Annotated in this window: 11 protein-coding genes and 1 pseudogene; 5 read left to right on the forward strand and 7 right to left on the reverse strand. The window is 63.6% G+C overall.

Going from position 1 to position 15,233, the window contains the following annotated elements:
• Positions 1-238: 238 nt before the first annotated feature.
• The 7 genes from MTX21_RS22580 to MTX21_RS22610 all read right to left on the reverse strand — a co-directional run bounded on the left by MTX21_RS22580 (position 239) and on the right by MTX21_RS22610 (position 7,198).
• On the reverse strand, positions 239-1,465 hold the full coding sequence (locus tag MTX21_RS22580) for an ABC transporter substrate-binding protein (protein ID WP_280966879.1): 1,227 nt from the start codon (positions 1,463-1,465) through the stop codon (positions 239-241).
• A gap of 119 nt (positions 1,466-1,584) precedes the next feature.
• Complete coding sequence (locus MTX21_RS22585; protein ID WP_280966880.1) at positions 1,585-2,820, reverse strand: ABC transporter substrate-binding protein; 1,236 nt, start codon at positions 2,818-2,820, stop codon at positions 1,585-1,587.
• A gap of 25 nt (positions 2,821-2,845) precedes the next feature.
• On the reverse strand, positions 2,846-3,865 hold the full coding sequence (locus MTX21_RS22590) for a branched-chain amino acid ABC transporter permease (RefSeq protein ID WP_280966881.1): 1,020 nt from the start codon (positions 3,863-3,865) through the stop codon (positions 2,846-2,848).
• Between the two features lie 2 nt (positions 3,866-3,867).
• Positions 3,868-4,746, reverse strand: coding sequence for a branched-chain amino acid ABC transporter permease (locus MTX21_RS22595; protein WP_280966882.1), 879 nt, complete (start codon positions 4,744-4,746; stop codon positions 3,868-3,870).
• Positions 4,747-4,757: 11 nt separating this feature from the next.
• Positions 4,758-5,471 (reverse strand): ABC transporter ATP-binding protein, encoded by a 714-nt coding sequence (locus tag MTX21_RS22600; protein WP_280966883.1) that lies wholly within the window; start codon positions 5,469-5,471, stop codon positions 4,758-4,760.
• Positions 5,468-6,265, reverse strand: coding sequence for an ABC transporter ATP-binding protein (locus MTX21_RS22605; protein WP_280966884.1), 798 nt, complete (start codon positions 6,263-6,265; stop codon positions 5,468-5,470). Before MTX21_RS22605 ends, MTX21_RS22600 begins: the two co-directional genes overlap by 4 nt.
• 66 nt (positions 6,266-6,331) lie before the next feature.
• Positions 6,332-7,198: an IclR family transcriptional regulator gene (locus tag MTX21_RS22610; protein WP_280971139.1), complete on the reverse strand. Its 867-nt coding sequence runs from the start codon at positions 7,196-7,198 to the stop codon at positions 6,332-6,334.
• A 130-nt stretch (positions 7,199-7,328) separates the two neighbouring features.
• Between MTX21_RS22610 and MTX21_RS22615 the strand changes: the two genes are divergently transcribed.
• The 5 genes and pseudogenes from MTX21_RS22615 (at position 7,329) to pimD (ending at position 15,161) form a co-directional block, all read left to right on the forward strand.
• A complete protein-coding gene (locus tag MTX21_RS22615; protein WP_280966885.1) occupies positions 7,329-9,425 on the forward strand; it encodes a 3-hydroxyacyl-CoA dehydrogenase NAD-binding domain-containing protein in 2,097 nt (698 codons plus the stop codon).
• 193 nt (positions 9,426-9,618) lie between these two features.
• On the forward strand, positions 9,619-11,304 hold the full coding sequence (gene pimA / locus MTX21_RS22620) for a dicarboxylate--CoA ligase PimA (protein WP_280966886.1): 1,686 nt from the start codon (positions 9,619-9,621) through the stop codon (positions 11,302-11,304).
• Positions 11,301-12,484: pseudogene (locus MTX21_RS22625) on the forward strand (acetyl-CoA C-acyltransferase). The gene pimA and the pseudogene MTX21_RS22625 overlap by 4 nt, the downstream one beginning before the upstream one ends.
• Before the next feature lie 166 nt (positions 12,485-12,650).
• A complete protein-coding gene (gene pimC / locus MTX21_RS22630) occupies positions 12,651-13,841 on the forward strand; it encodes a pimeloyl-CoA dehydrogenase large subunit (RefSeq protein WP_280966887.1) in 1,191 nt (396 codons plus the stop codon).
• A 177-nt stretch (positions 13,842-14,018) separates the two neighbouring features.
• Entirely contained in the window at positions 14,019-15,161 is a 1,143-nt protein-coding gene (gene pimD / locus MTX21_RS22635) for a pimeloyl-CoA dehydrogenase small subunit (RefSeq protein WP_280966888.1), read from the forward strand.
• Positions 15,162-15,233 lie beyond the last annotated feature (72 nt).

Below are 15,233 nucleotides of genomic sequence, written 5' to 3' on the forward strand. Positions count from 1 at the left end.
TGTCGCTTTTTGTTGATTGGGAGCGGCGGTTTGCCTCTCGCTCCGGGGCAGATTGAATACCCTTCAGGGTTCGCCAGCAAGAAAAACGCCCCCTGCGGAACTGCGCAGGGCGCGCGATTTATTCGGTGCGATGGGGAATATTCCGGCAGATGAGATCCTGCCGCGGAGCCGACAAGTTGATCTTTAGTTGCGTTGGCTCAATCCATCCGTACTCTTGGTTGTACAGATGCAAGGCCTGCTAGTGGCCGAGTTCGCTGGAGATGACATCGCCGAAGAGCTCCCATCCCTTGCCCTTGAACCGCATCATCTGGAGCTGCTCGATCGGGGCATAATTGTCCGGCGCGGTGTTGATCTTGATACCGGGCAGGAGCGTGTCGGGCTCGAAATCCTTCAGACTCGCCGCCTGCTTCATGATGTTTTCGCGTGTCAGGTCGTCGCCGCACATCTGAAGCACCTTCACCATGGTCTGTGCCGCAGCATAGCCGAACACCACGGCCGCATCGAGCTTGTTCGCCTTCGGATCAAATTTTGCGAGGAAGTTGTAAAACTTCTTCATGCCGTCATCGGCGTTCCACTGCGGGTCGGAGGCGTCCTTGAGATAGGTCGCCGACAGAATGCCTTGCGATATCTCCAGACCCGCCGGCTCGAGCACGCCACCGACCGACGCCGAGACGTTCGAAACGATGTGCATCGGATGCCAGTTGATCTCGGCCGCCTTCTTGATCGCCTGCGCCGCGAATTTCGGCGTGGTGATGCTGACGAGGACGTCGGCGCCCGCGGCCTTCAGCTTCACGACATGCTCGTCGACGGCCGGCTCCGAGGTGTCGTAGCCCTCCTCCAGCACAATCATCGACGCTTTGGCCCCGAGGCCGTCCTTGAGCCCCCTCAGATAATCCTTGCCGAAATCATCGTTCTGGTAGAGCACGCCGATCTTGGCGTCCGGCTTCTCCTTCGAGATGAACTTGGCATAGATGTGCGCCTCGCTCGCGTAGCTGGGCTGCCATCCCATGGTCCAGGGATACTGCTTGGGATCGTTCCATTTCGAGGCGCCGCTCGCCACGAACAATTGCGGCACCTTCTTCTCGTTCATGTACTTGCGGATGGCACCGTTGGTGGAGGTGCCGACCGAGCCGAAGATCAGCAGCACGCCGTCGCTTTCGACCAGCTTGCGCGCCTGCTCCACCGTCTTCGGCGGCAAGTAGCCGTCGTCGTAGGAGATGAACCTGATCTTGCGGCCATTGATTCCGCCCTCGGCGTTGATCTTGTCGAAATAAGCCTGCTCGGTTTTGCCGATCACGGCATAGGCCGAGGCCGGACCGCTATAGGGCATGATGTTGCCGATCTTGATCTCGGTATCCGAAGCGCCGCTGTCGTATTTCTTTTGCGCCAGCGCGGGGCTGCTCATCGCAGTGCACAACGCGACCACGGCCGAAACGGCCGCAACCTGAAAACGAACGGCAGTCATTGTTCTCCCACCCCGGTTGGATCGGCGCCGCATTGAACAAGATTGGCGCCTGACGTCAACAAAAAGCCCCCGCGATCGGTCGCGGGAGCTTTGCAAGGCCGGACTGTTACGCCAGCGCCTTATTCGGATGCGACGTCGCCGCTGATGATCTCGCCGAAGAGTTCCCACTTCTCGCCCTTGAAACGCTGCATCTGGAGCTGGGAAATCGGCGCGAAGTCGGTCGCGCTGGTGTTGATCTTGACGCCGGGCAGGAGGGTATCCGTCGCGAAATCCTTCAGGCTCGCCGCCTGCTTCATGAGGTTGGTGCGGGTCAGATCGTCGCCGCACATTTCCAGGACCTTGGCGAGCGTCTGCGCTGCGCCGTAGCCATAGACCATGCCGGTGTCGGTCTTGTCGGCGCCCGGCATGTACTTGTCGACGAACTCGTTCCACTTCTTCATGCCAGGGTCGTTGTTCCATTGCGGATCGGTGGAGTCCTTGGCATAGGCTGCCGACAGCACGCCCTGGCCGTTGTCGAAGCCGGCCGGCTTCATCACGCTGCCGACCGAGATCGAGACGTTGGTAAGGATCTGGAGTGGCTTCCAGCCCAGCTCGGCGGTCTTTTTGATGGTCTGGGCCGCGAACTTCGGTGTGGCATAGATCAGGAGCACGTCGGGATTCGCGGCCTTGATCTTGACGATGTGACCGTCGATCGACGGCTCGGACACCTCATAGCTCTCCTCCAGCATGATCATGGACGAAGCCTTGGCACCGAGTCCGTCCTTGGTGCCCTTGAGGTAGTCTTTGCCGAAATCGTCGTTCTGATAGAGAATCGCGACCTTGGCGTCAGGCTTCTCCTTCATCAGCCACTTCGCGTAGATCTGCGCTTCGCTCTGGTAGGACGGCTGCCAGCCCATGGTCCAGGGGAAGTTCTTCGGATCGTTCCACTTGGTGGCGCCGGTGGCGACGAAGAGCTGCGGGATCTTCTTGGCGTTGAGATATTTCTGGATCGCGGTGTTCGATGGTGTGCCGAGCGGATTGTACACGGCCAGCACCTCGTCGCTCTCGACGAGCTTGCGCACCTGCTCGACCGCCTTCGGCGGCGAATAGGCGTCGTCATAGGTGACGAAATTGATCTTGCGGCCGTTGATGCCGCCCTTCTCGTTGATCATCTTGAAATAGGCTTCTTCGGTCTTGCCGATGATGCCATAGGCCGACGCCGGACCGCTGTACGGCATAATGTTGCCGATCTTGATCTCGGTGTCCGAAGCGCCGGTGTCATATTTCTTTTGGGCGAGTGCTGCGCCGGAGGTGAAAGTGATGACCGCCGTTGCCGTAACCAGCGCGGCGGTTCGCAGTGTTCTTCCAAGAAGCAATTTGGTCTCCTTCACTAAAGTTTCTTCAGTTCTTTCTGAGTTTGCCAGCGAGCTGCTGGCCCAGGATCGCGGCCTGCCTTGCGCCATGCGGCACGAGGTAGATCACGAGGAACAGGAGCACGCCGAACACCGCGCCGGAGAGGCCCTTGGAGATGCCCTCGGCGATGTTCGGGACGAAGATGATGAACGCGGCGCCGACGATCGAGCCGGGCAGCCAGCCGACGCCGCCGACGACCATGCCGAGGAAGAGCTGGATCGCGAGCGTGATGGTGAAGCTGTCCGGTGCCACGAACTGCACAGCAATCGCGCTGAGGCCGCCGGCGACGCCGGTGATGCCGGCTGAGACGCCGAAGGCGAGCGTCTTGTAGAGCGCGACGTTGACGCCCATCGCGGAGGCGGCGATCTCATTGTCGCGGATCGCCATGAAGGCGCGGCCCGACCGGGAGCGCAACAGGTTCACCGACAAAATGTAGATCGCCAGCGTGACGACGAGCGTGAAGTAGTAGAGCCACATGTCCTGCGACATCGGCAGGCCGAACGGCGCATCGGGCTTGGTGACGACGAGGCCCTGTACGCCGCCGGTCCAGTGCTCGAGGAAATTCAGCTTCAGAAGCTGCGGCATGGCGGTTGCGAGCGCGAAGGTCGCAAGCGCCAGATAGACGCCGGAGAGCCGCAGCGCCGGCTGGCCGAACAAGAAGCCGGCCCCGAAGCAGAGTACGCCGGCGATCGGCAGGCACAGCGCGTAGTTGACGTTGAACTGCTCCATCAGCACCGCGGTGACGTAGGCACCGATGGCATAGAACGCGCTCTGGCCGAGCGAGAACTGGCCTGAGCCACCCGTCAGGATGTTCAACGCCAGCACGGCAAGCCCCAGATACAGCAACTGGGTCAACTGGAAGATGATGAAGTTCTTGGCGAACAGTGGCACGGCCAGGAGCAGCAGCAGCACCACGATGGAGGTGCCGGTACCCAGCGTCATGGCTCGCTTCGGAACGGCCTCGACCGCCTGATGGCCTTCTGCGACGACTTCTTCTGCGGCGCTCATGATCAAACTCGCTTGACGATGTGCCGGCCGAACAGGCCAGCGGGTTTGACGACCAGGACGGAGATGATCAGCGCGAGCGCGATCGGGAGCTTCAGCTCATTGCCGACGCCGGGGATGTAGGTGCCGGCGAGGTTCTCGAAGATGCCGACGAGGAAGCCGCCGACCACGGCGCCGAACGGGCTCGACAATCCGCCGAGCACCGCGGCGGCAAAGCCGTAGATGAGCACGCCGCCCATCATGTTGGGCTCGAGGAACACGACCGGTGCGATCAGCATGCCGGCGATCGAGCCGATCGCAGCCGCCATGCCCCAGCCGAGCGCGATCATCCAGCTCGTGTTGATGCCGACGAGGCGGGCCGATTCAGGCAATGAGGCGGCGGCCCGCATGGCGAGACCGATGCGCGTGTACTGGAAGAAGAAGTAGAGCCCGACCAGGAGCAGCAGGGTGACGCCGATCATACCAGCCTGGTGGGTCGAGATGAGCTGACTGCCCAGGAACGGCGCCGAGCCGAACGGGGTCGGATACTGCTTGATGGTGAAATCCCAGATCAGACCGGCCGAGGAGTTGATGATCGCGAACAGCGCGATGAAACCGGCGACGTTGGTCAGCACCGGCGCTTTGGCGAGCGGCTTGAACAGGATGCGCTCGATCGCGATGCCGCCGACGAAGGAGAGCGCCAGCGTGATCACGAAGGCGCCCCAGTAAGGCACGCCCCACTGCATCAACTGCCAGGAGATGAAGGTCGAGAACATCGCCATCTCGCCTTGCGCGAAGTTGAGATGGTCGATCGCCTGGTAGATCATGACCACGGCGAGCGCCATGCAGGCGTAGATGGCGCCGGTGGCAATCCCAGCCAGGATTTGGTTGGTGAAAAGCTCCATCGTGCCGCTCCTCAGTAACCCAGGTAGGATTTGCGGATTTCTTCGTTGTTCGCGACGTCCTTGGCATTGCCCGACATCACGATGCGGCCAGTCTCGATCACATAGGCATGGTCGGCGAGCTCGAGTGCGAGCTGCGCGTTCTGCTCGACCACCAGGATCGACACCTTGTCCTCGCGATTGATCTTGCCGAGGATCCCGAAGAGGTCCCGCACGACCAGCGGCGCGAGCCCGAAGGACGGTTCGTCCAGGAGCATCAGCCGCGGCCGCAGCATGAGCGCGCGGGCAACCGCCAGCATCTGCTGTTCGCCGCCGGACAGCGTGCCGGCCTGCTGGGTATGCCGCTGCTTCAGCACGGGGAAATGCGCGTACATGCGCTCGATGTCCGCGACGATGCCGGCATTGTCCTTGCGGGTGATCGCTCCCAACTGCAGGTTTTCCTCCACGGTCATGTTAGTGAAGGTGCCGCGGCCCTGCGGAACGTGGGCGATGCCGAACCGCACGATGCTTTCCGTGGAGCGATTGTTCAACGGCTTGCCGTCGAACTCGATCGCGCCGGTGGAGCGCACCATGTTGCAGATCGCGCGCAGCGTGGTGGTCTTGCCGGCGCCGTTGGCTCCTAGCAGCGTCGTCAGCGAGCCCTCGTTGAGCGAGAAGGACAGGCCGTGAAGGGCCTGGACCTGGCCGTAATAGGCGCGCAGATCCTTGACGTTGAGCAGCGTCGTCATTGGTCCTTGCTCCCGAGATAGGCCTTGATGACATCGGGATCCGCTTGCACCTGGGCGGGCGTGCCTTCCGCGAGCTTCTTGCCGAAATTCAATGCGACGACGTGGTCCGCGATCGACATCACGAGGCCCATGTGATGTTCGACGAGGAGCACGGTCATGTGGCGATCGTCGCGAATGCGGCGGATGAGATCGCCGAGCACATAGACTTCCTCATGATTGAGGCCGCCGGCCGGCTCGTCGAGCAGTAGGATCTTCGGATCGGCAGCTAACGCCCGTGCCAATTCGACGCGCTTCTGCGTGCCGAACGGCAGGCCCGAGACGACCGTGTGGGCGACTTCCTCGAGATTGAGATAGGCGAGGATCTCGTGGACCTTCTTGTTGACGTCGGCCTCGCTGCGCCGAACCCAAGCCAGCCGAAGCGAGTCGCTGATGATGTCGCTGGAGGTCTTCGAATGAGCGCCGACGCGGACGTTGTCCATCACCGAAAGGTTCGGAAACAGCGCGACGTTCTGAAAGGTGCGGCCGATGCCGATCTCGGCGATCCGGTGCGGAGGGCGCGACAGGATGCTCACGCCCTCCATCAGGATGTCGCCGGACGACGGCTGATACAGCCGCGAGAGGCAGTTGAAGAGCGTGGTCTTGCCGGCGCCGTTGGGGCCGATCAATCCGAGGATCGCACCCTTGTGCATGTTGAAGGACACGCCGTTGAGCGCGACGATGCCGCCGAACACGACGCTGACGTCGCGAACCGCGAGCAGAGGCGATGTCCCCTGCGCGAGCTGTGCCTGCGTCATCTCGTCTCGCCCACACCATTCAGTGGGCTGAGGGACGGCGCGAGCCGTTCCCGGCAATGACAATGGCTATCTGATCCCCTCGGCCACACGCGCAACTTTTCCTCCTGATTTCAGCTTTTTGCTGTCTTGTTTTTTTGAATGCGGCACCAGACCCCCGAGCGCCGCTTCGATGTTCCTTACCATTGCGAGCAGACGCGGTCCAATGTCGTTGATCAAACGCTCTTCCGTGAAACGGAATGCGGGCGCACCGCAATTGAAAGCATAGGGACCGGTTCCGTCGTTCAGCTTGAGCGCGACGCCTGCGGCGCCGATGTCGTCGTGCCAGTCGCCGACCGAGATCGCAAAGCCGTGCTTCGCGACGATCTCGCCGGCGCGTTCGAGCCCCTCGCGCAGCTTGGGCCAGCGGCTGCCGTAATGTTCACGCAGATCGCGCAGCAGTTCCGCGCGCTCGTCTTCCTCAAGCGCCCAGAAATAGGCGCGGCCCATCGCGCTGGTTGCAATCGGCACGCGGGAGCCGACGTCAAGTTGAACGCCGACCGTCTCGCTGCCGCGACTCTGCCCGAAATAGATCATGCTGTGGCGATCGCGGCCGCCGACAGCGACCGCACCGCCCGTCGCGCGCATGACTTCCTCGCGGAATGGTTCGGACAAATGCCGAACACCCAGATTGGCCAACGCGGTGTAGCCGAGCGCCATCGCGGCCGGCGCGAGCTGATACTTCTCGAAACGGGGAACCGGAGTAAGATATCCGAGCTTCGTCAACGTGTAGGTCAGCCGTGATACCGTCGGCTTTGGCAGGTTGGTGCGGGCCGCGATCTCCTGATTGCCGAGAAGTCCGTCGCTGGGTTGGAATGCGCGCAACACATCAAGTCCGCGGGAAAGCGCGACGACGAAATTTCGATCGGTCGCAGTCTTCTTTCCTGTACGCTTCATCCCTGATCTGCTTCTTGCGCGGAGTCGTTGACAAGGCTCGTGCTTCAAAATAACCCTGCCGTCAAGATGCGGAATTAAATTCCGCACCGCGAAATCGAACAAAAGTGAATCCCCACCAAGGAGGGAAGCCGTGAGCGAAGTGGTCAAGCTTGAGCGTCATGACGAAGTCGGGATCGTCACGGTGAACAGTCCTCCGGTCAATGCACTGAGTGCCGCAGTCCGTGGCGGTATCCTGGAGTGCATCAAGGCCGCGGTCGCCGATCCCGCGATCAAGGGCATCGTTCTGACCTGTGCCGGGCGCACCTTCATCGCCGGTGCGGACATCACCGAATTCGGCAAGCCGCCGAAGCCCCCCGCCCTCAACGACGTGCTCTCGGAGATCGAGAATTCGCCGAAGCCGGTCGTTGCCGCGATCCATGGCACCGCACTCGGCGGCGGTCTCGAGGTCGCGCTGGCCTGTCATTTCCGCGTGGCCGTGAAAGAGGCCAAGCTCGGCCTTCCCGAGGTGAAGCTCGGCCTTCTGCCGGGCGCCGGCGGCACCCAGCGCTTGCCGCGCGCAGTGGGGCCGGAGCTCGCGGTCAAGATGATCGTCGGCGGCGATCCGATCGGGGCGACTGAGGCGCTGAAGAACGGTCTCATCGAGGAGATCGTCGACGGCCCCGCCTCCGGCGGCGAAGCCTTTGTCCGCAAACTGCTCGCCGAGAAGCGTCCGCTGCGCCGCCTGCGCGACGACGACTCCAAGCTCGCCGCCGCCAAGGCCGACCGCTCGATCTTCACCAATGCGGTCGCCGCCATGACCAAGAAGTCGCGCGGCCTGGAAGCGCCGTTCGCGGCGGCCGATGCCGTCGGCTATGCCATCGACCTGCCGTTCGACGAGGGTCTGAAGAAGGAGCGCGAAGGCTTCCTCAAGCTCGTCGCCAGCGACCAGTCCAAGGCGCAGCGCTATGCGTTCTTCGCCGAGCGCGAGGCCAACAAGATCGCGGGCGTGCCCGAGGGCACCAAGTCGCGCACGGTGAACCGCGTCGCCATTCTCGGTGCCGGCACCATGGGCGGCGGCATCGCGATGTCCTTTGCCAACGCCGGCATTCCCGTCACCCTGATCGAGACCGGCGAGGAGCAGCTCAAGCGCGGCATGGGCATCATGCAGAAGAACTGGGAGGCGACCGCGGCGCGCGGCGGCATCCCGGCGGATGCGCCCGCCAAGCGCATGGCGCTGATCAACGGCGTCGTCGGCATCGAGAATGTCGGAGATGCCGACCTCGTCATCGAGGCGGTCTTCGAGACCATGGCGGTGAAGAAGGAAGTGTTCGGCAAGCTCGACCAGTTCGCCAAGCCTGGCGCGGTGCTCGCCTCCAACACCTCGTATCTGAACATCGACGAGATCGCAAAATCGACCAAGCGTCCGCAGGACGTTCTCGGCATGCACTTCTTCTCGCCGGCCAACGTCATGAAGCTGTGCGAGATCGTGCGCGCCGACAAGACCGCGCCGGATGCGCTGGTCACGGCCGTCTCGATCGCGCGCAAGATCGCCAAGGTGCCGGCCGTGGTCGGCGTCTGCGACGGTTTTGTGGGCAACCGGATGCTGGCACAGCGCAGCAAGCAGTCCGAGAAGCTGCTGTTCGAAGGCGCGCTGCCGCAGCAGGTCGACGCTGTGGTGACAAAATTCGGCATGCCGATGGGGCCGTTCGCGATGGGCGACCTCGCAGGCCTCGACATCGGCTGGCGCTCGCGCAAGGACCGCGGCATCAAGTCGGAGATCGCGGACGCGCTGTGCGAGGCCGGCCGTTTCGGCCAGAAGACCGGCAAGGGCTACTACAAGTATGAGGCGGGCTCGCGCGCGCCGCTGCCCGATCCGGAGGTCGAGAAGCTGATCGACGAGACGCTGCTGCGCTTGGGGCGCAAGAAGCGCGTCGTCAGCGACGAGGAGATCCTCGAGCGCATGATGTATCCGATGGTCAACGAGGGCGCGAAGATCCTGGAAGAAGGCATCGCGGCGCGTCCCTCCGATATCGACGTGGTCTGGCTCTACGGCTATGGCTGGCCGATCTACCGCGGCGGCCCGATGTTCTGGGCCGATACGGTCGGCCTCAAGCACATCGCCGATCGTCTCGCCTTCTACGCCAAGGAGACCAACGACCCGAGCCTCGAGCCCGCGCCGCTGCTGAAGAAGCTCGCGGCCGAAGGCAAGACGTTCGCCTCGCTGGCGGCGGCATCGAAAGCGGCGTGATGTCGACTGGCACACTCTCTCCGTTCCCTCCCCCCTTGCGGGGGAGGGCCAGGGAGGGGGGTAGCCCCAGGCAACGCCGGCGTTCGTGGCACCCCCTTCCCCAACCCTTCCCCGCAAGGGGGAAGGGAGCCCTTCCGCTGGCGCCCACCTCACGCGACATCGTTGCACCCGCTTTGCAGAGTATCGATCGTCAATGACCCATCCCGGCGAACAGTTTTATCCCGAGGGTGTGCGGTGGGACGACACCATCGTCCAAGGCACGCTCCCTGACCTGGTGTCGAGGGCCGCCGCCGATCACGGCGCACGCACTGCGCTGGAGTTTCGCGACCGGCAGATCGGCTACGCCGAGCTGGCGGCGATGGCCGAGCGCGCGGCTGCGGCCTTCCTGCGCGCCGGCTGCGGCAAGGGCTCGTCGGTCGCGCTGTTCCTCGGCAACACGCCCGACCATCCCGTCAATTTCTTCGGCGCGCTGAAGGCCGGCGCCCGCGTTGCGCATCTCTCGCCGCTCGACGGCGAGATCGCACTGACGCACAAGGTCGCTGACTCCGGCTCGCGGGTGCTCGTCACCTCGAACCTCCAGGCCTTGCTGCCGACCGCGCTAAAATTCCTCGACAAGGGCCTGATCGACCGCCTCGTCGTCTGCGAGGACGACAATTGGGGTAAGGTCGGCACGCCGCAGGCGGCGATCCCGAGCGATCCCCGCATCGTCACCTTCAAGACTTTCACCGATGGCGCTACCGCGCCGGCGGAGTGGCCGGTCGTCACCGCCGACGACGTCGCGCTGCTGCAATATACCGGCGGCACCACCGGCCTGCCCAAGGGCGCGATGCTCACGCACGGCAATCTCACCTCCGCCGTCTCGATCTACGACGTCTGGGGCAAGCCGGCGCGCGCCGCGCGCGGCGACGTCATCGAGCGCGTGATCTGCGTGCTGCCGCTGTTCCACATCTACGCGCTCACCGTGGTGCTGCTCTCCTCGCTCCGCCGCGGCAATTTGATCTCGCTCCATCAACGCTTCGACGTCGAAGCCGTGATGCGCGACATCGAGGTCAAGCGCGCAACCTATTTCCCCGGCGTGCCGACGATGTGGATCGCAATCGCCGCCCTGCCCGATCTCGCCAAGCGCGACTTCTCCTCGCTGAACGCGATCGGCTCCGGCGGCGCGCCGCTGCCGGTCGAGGTGGCGAAATTCTTCGAGAGCAAGGTCGGCAAGAAGTTGCGGAGCGGCTGGGGCATGACCGAGACCTGCTCGCCCGGCACCGGCCATCCGCCGGAAGGTCCGGACAAGCCCGGCTCGATCGGCCTGATGCTGCCCGGCATCGAGCTCGACGTCGTCGCGCTGGACAATCCCACGAAGGTGCTGCCTCCGGGCGAGGTCGGCGAGATCCGCATCAAGGGCCCGAACGTCACCAAGGGCTACTGGAACAAGCCGAAGGAATCGGCCGAGTCCTTTGCCGACGGTCGGTTCCTGACCGGCGACATCGGTTATATGGATGCAGACGGCTATTTCTTCCTGGTCGACCGCAAGAAGGACATGATCATCTCGGGCGGCTTCAACGTCTATCCGCAGATGATCGAGCAGGCGATCTACACCATTCCGGGCGTGCACGAGGTGATCGTGCTCGGCATTCCCGACCAGTATCGCGGCGAGGCCGCAAAGGCCTTCATCAAGCTCAGGCCGGATGCAAAGTCGTTCTCGCTCGACGAGCTGCGCGCGCAGCTCACCGGCAAGGTCGGCAAACACGAATTGCCGGCCGCGGTCGAGTTCGTCGACGACCTGCCGCGCACGCCGGTCGGAAAGCTGTCGCGCCACGAACTGCGCCAGCAGCAAAAACCCTCACAATCCATGCAGCAACTCGCATCAGGAGGTCGCTCTTGACCGACGCCGTCATCGTTTCCACCGCCCGCACCCCGATCGGCAAGGCCTATCGCGGCGCGCTCAACGTCACCGAGGGCGCAACCCTGCTCACGCCATCGGCGAAGCGGTCGCACGCGCAAAAATCGATCCGAAGGAGATCGAGGACGTCGTCATGGGCGCGGCCCTCCAGCAGGGTGCGACCGGCGGCAATATCGCGCGCAAGGCACTGCTGCGCGCCGGCCTGCCCGTCACCGTGGCCGGCACCACCATCGACCGGCAATGCGCTTCGGGCCTGCAGGCGATTGCGCTCGCCGCGCGCTCTGTGATCTTCGACGGCGTCGAGATCGCGGTCGGCGGCGGCGGCGAGTCGATCAGCCTCGTGCAGAACGACAAGATGAACGGCTTCCACGCCCAGGATCCGGCGTTGCTCAAGATCAAGGGCGAGGTCTACATGCCCATGATCGACACGGCGGAAGTCATGGCCAAGCGCTATGGCATCTCGCGCGAGAAGCAGGACGAGTATTCGCTGGAGAGCCAGCACCGCACCGCGGCCGCCCAGCAGGGCGGCAAGTTCAAGGATGAGATCGCGCCGATTGCGACCAAGATGGCCGTGACCGACAAGGCCACCGGCGAAGTCTCCTTCAAGGACGTCACGCTGTCGCAGGACGAAGGCCCGCGTCCCGAAACCACGGCCGAAGGCCTCGCCGGCCTCAAGCCGGTGCGCGGCGAAGGTTTCACCGTCACGGCCGGCAATGCCAGCCAGCTCTCCGACGGCGCCAGCGCCTGCGTGATCATGAGCGACAAGGAAGCCGCCAAGCGCGGGCTGAAGCCGCTCGGTATCTTCCGCGGCTTCGTCTCCGCCGGCTGCGAGCCGGACGAGATGGGTATCGGTCCGGTCTTCGCCGTGCCGCGGCTGCTCAAACGCCACAGGCTGAAGGTCGATGACATCGGTCTCTGGGAATTGAACGAGGCTTTCGCCGTGCAGGTGCTCTACTGCCGCGACAAGCTCGGCATCGACCCTGACAAGATCAACGTCAATGGCGGCGCGATCGCGGTCGGCCATCCCTACGGCATGTCGGGCGCGCGCCTCACCGGCCACGCCCTGATCGAGGGCCGCCGTCGCAACGCCAAGTATGCGGTCGTCACCATGTGCGTCGGCGGCGGCATGGGCGCGGCGGGACTTTTTGAGGTGTTGCAGTAAGTCACTGTCGTCCTGGCGAAAGCCAGGACCCATTACCCCGTGTCTCGGTAAGAGGCGCAAATGGCAGCCACCGCCCGACACAACGAAGGCCTGTGGTAATGGATCCTGGCTTTCGCCAGGATGACGAAGAAAAGAAGAAACTGGGTTTCGCTCACAGGAGGATCCGATGGATCTCGCATTCACTAGGGAAGAGCAGGCGTTTCGCGAGGAGGTGCGGCAGTTCTTCCGCGACAACGTGCCGCCGGATACGCGGCGCAAGCTGGTCGAGGGCCGCCATCTGTCGAAGGACGAGATGGTCGCCTGGTGGCGCATCCTCAACAAGAAGGGCTGGGGCGTCAGCCACTGGCCGAAGCAGTATGGCGGCACGGGCTGGACATCCGTGCAGCACTACATCTTCAACGAGGAGCTGCAGTCCTATCCGGCACCGCAGCCGCTCGCCTTCGGCGTCAGCATGGTCGGCCCGGTCATCTACACCTTCGGCAACGAGGAGCAGAAGAAGAAGTACCTGCCCCGCATTGCCAACGTCGACGATTGGTGGTGCCAGGGCTTCTCGGAGCCGGGCTCGGGTTCGGACCTCGCCTCGCTGAAGACCAAGGCCGAGCGCAAGGGCGACAAGTGGATCATCAACGGCCAGAAGACCTGGACCACGCTGGCCCAGCACGCCGACATGATCTTCTGCCTGTGCCGCACCGACGCCAGCGCCAAGAAGCAGATGGGCATCTCCTTCATCGTCTTCAGCATGAAGTCGAAGGGCGTTACCGTGCGCCCGATCCAGACCATCGACGGCGGCCACGAGGTCAACGAAGTCTTCTTCGACGACGTCGAGGTGCCCTACGAGAATCTGATCGGCGAGGAGAACAAGGGCTGGGACTACGCAAAGTTCCTGCTCGGCAATGAGCGCACCGGCATCGCCCGCGTCGGCGTCTCCAAGGAGCGCATCCGCCGCATCAAGGACCTGGCATCGAAGGTCGAGTCCGCTGGCCGCCCGATCATCCAGGATCCCGCCTTCCGCGAGAAGCTGGCGGCCTGCGAGATCGAGCTGAAGGCACTCGAGCTGACGCAGCTCCGCGTCGTCGCCGATGAAGGCAAGCACGGCAAGGGCAAGCCCAATCCGGCCTCCTCCGTGCTGAAGATCAAGGGCTCGGAGATCCAGCAGACCACGACCGAGCTGCTCATGGAAGTGATCGGGCCGTTCGCGGCTCCGTATGACATCCATGGTGACGACGGCTCGAACGAAGCCATGGACTGGACCGCCCAGATCGCGCCGAGCTACTTCAACAACCGCAAGGTCTCCATCTACGGCGGCTCCAACGAGATCCAGCGCAACATCATCGCCAAGGCGGTGCTGGGGCTGTGAGCGACTGAGTACACGAAGGACGCTGTCGTCCCCCGCGAAGGCGGGGGACCCAGTAAGCCGCGGCAGCCGTGGTTACGACAGGCGGCAGTGTCTACTGGATCCCCGCCTTCGCGGGGATGACATCAGAGGGTAAGGCGACGGCAGGGGCAAACGCCACCGTCGATTTTGGAGAGAAACATGGATTTTGATCTGTCCGAGGAGCAGCGGCTTCTCAAGGAAAGCATCGACGGCCTGCTGACCGATTCCTACGATTTCGAGCAGCGCAAGAAGTACATGAAGGAGAAAGGCGGCTGGAGCAAAGCCGTCTGGGGCAAGCTGGCCGAGCAGGGCTTGCTCGGCCTGCCCTTCGCGGAGGCCGACGGCGGCTTCGGCGGCGGCGGCGTCGAGACCATGATCGTGATGGAAGCACTCGGCAAAGCGCTGGTGCTGGAGCCCTATCTCGCAACGGTGGTGATCGGCGGCGGCTTCCTGCGCCACGCGGGCAGTGATGCGCAGAAGACCGCGCATCTACCCGGCATCATCGACGGCAGCAAGACGCTCGCCTTTGCCCAGCTCGAGAAGAACTCGCGCTACGACCTCTTCGACGTCACCACGACGGCGAAGAAGAAGGGTGACGGCTGGGTCATCGACGGCGAGAAGTTCGTCGTGCTCAACGGCGAAAACGCCGACACGCTTGTCGTGACCGCGCGCACCAAGGGCGACCGCCGCGACAAGACCGGCATCGGCGTGTTCCTGGTCCCTGCGGGCGCCAAGGGCGTCAGCAAGAAGGGCTATCCCACCCAGGACGGCCTGTACGCCGCCGACATCACCTTGACCGGCGTCGAGGTCGGCGCGGATGCTGCGATCGGCAATCCCGAGGATTCGCTCGCGCTCATCGAGCGCGTGGTCGATGAAGCCCGCGTCGCGCTCTGCGCCGAGGCGGTCGGTCTGATGGACGAGTCGCTGAAGACGACCGTCGAATACATCAAAACACGAAAGCAGTTCGGCGTCGCAATCGGCTCGTTCCAGAGCCTCCAGCATCGTGCCTCCGATATGTTCGTCGCCGCCGAGCAGGCGCGCTCGATGTCGATGTTCGCCACCATGGCGAACGACTTCGAGGATGCCAAGGAGCGCTCGAATGCAATCGCCGCGGCCAAGGTGCAGATCGGCAAGTCGCTGAAGTTCGTCGGCCAGCAGTCGATCCAGCTCCACGGCGGCATCGGCATGACCATGGAGGCGAAGATCGGCCACTACTTCAAGCGCCTGACCATGATCGAGAACACGTTCGGCGACACCGAGTATCACCAGCGCCGTGTTGCCGATGCTGGCGGGTTGATCTGATCCACGATGACTGTCATCCCCCGCGGAAGCGGGGGATCCAGTACGCCGCGGCTTCTCGGTTCTAGCCGCGCC

This window comes from Bradyrhizobium sp. ISRA430, assembly GCF_029909975.1.
Lineage (GTDB): Bacteria > Pseudomonadota > Alphaproteobacteria > Rhizobiales > Xanthobacteraceae > Bradyrhizobium.

Excerpts from the sequence above, each read along its gene's own strand:
- MTX21_RS22580 (WP_280966879.1), bottom strand. The coding sequence starts at position 1,465 with ATGACTGCCGTTCGTTTTCAGGTTGCGGCCGTTTCGGCCGTGGTCGCG.
- MTX21_RS22590 (WP_280966881.1), bottom strand. The coding sequence starts at position 3,865 with ATGAGCGCCGCAGAAGAAGTCGTCGCAGAAGGCCATCAGGCGGTCGAG.
- MTX21_RS22595 (WP_280966882.1), bottom strand. The coding sequence starts at position 4,746 with ATGGAGCTTTTCACCAACCAAATCCTGGCTGGGATTGCCACCGGCGCC.
- MTX21_RS22600 (WP_280966883.1), bottom strand. The coding sequence starts at position 5,471 with ATGACGACGCTGCTCAACGTCAAGGATCTGCGCGCCTATTACGGCCAG.
- MTX21_RS22605 (WP_280966884.1), bottom strand. The coding sequence starts at position 6,265 with ATGACGCAGGCACAGCTCGCGCAGGGGACATCGCCTCTGCTCGCGGTT.
- MTX21_RS22610 (WP_280971139.1), bottom strand. The coding sequence starts at position 7,198 with ATGAAGCGTACAGGAAAGAAGACTGCGACCGATCGAAATTTCGTCGTC.
- pimA (WP_280966886.1), top strand. The coding sequence starts at position 9,619 with ATGACCCATCCCGGCGAACAGTTTTATCCCGAGGGTGTGCGGTGGGAC.
- pimC (WP_280966887.1), top strand. The coding sequence starts at position 12,651 with ATGGATCTCGCATTCACTAGGGAAGAGCAGGCGTTTCGCGAGGAGGTG.
- pimD (WP_280966888.1), top strand. The coding sequence starts at position 14,019 with ATGGATTTTGATCTGTCCGAGGAGCAGCGGCTTCTCAAGGAAAGCATC.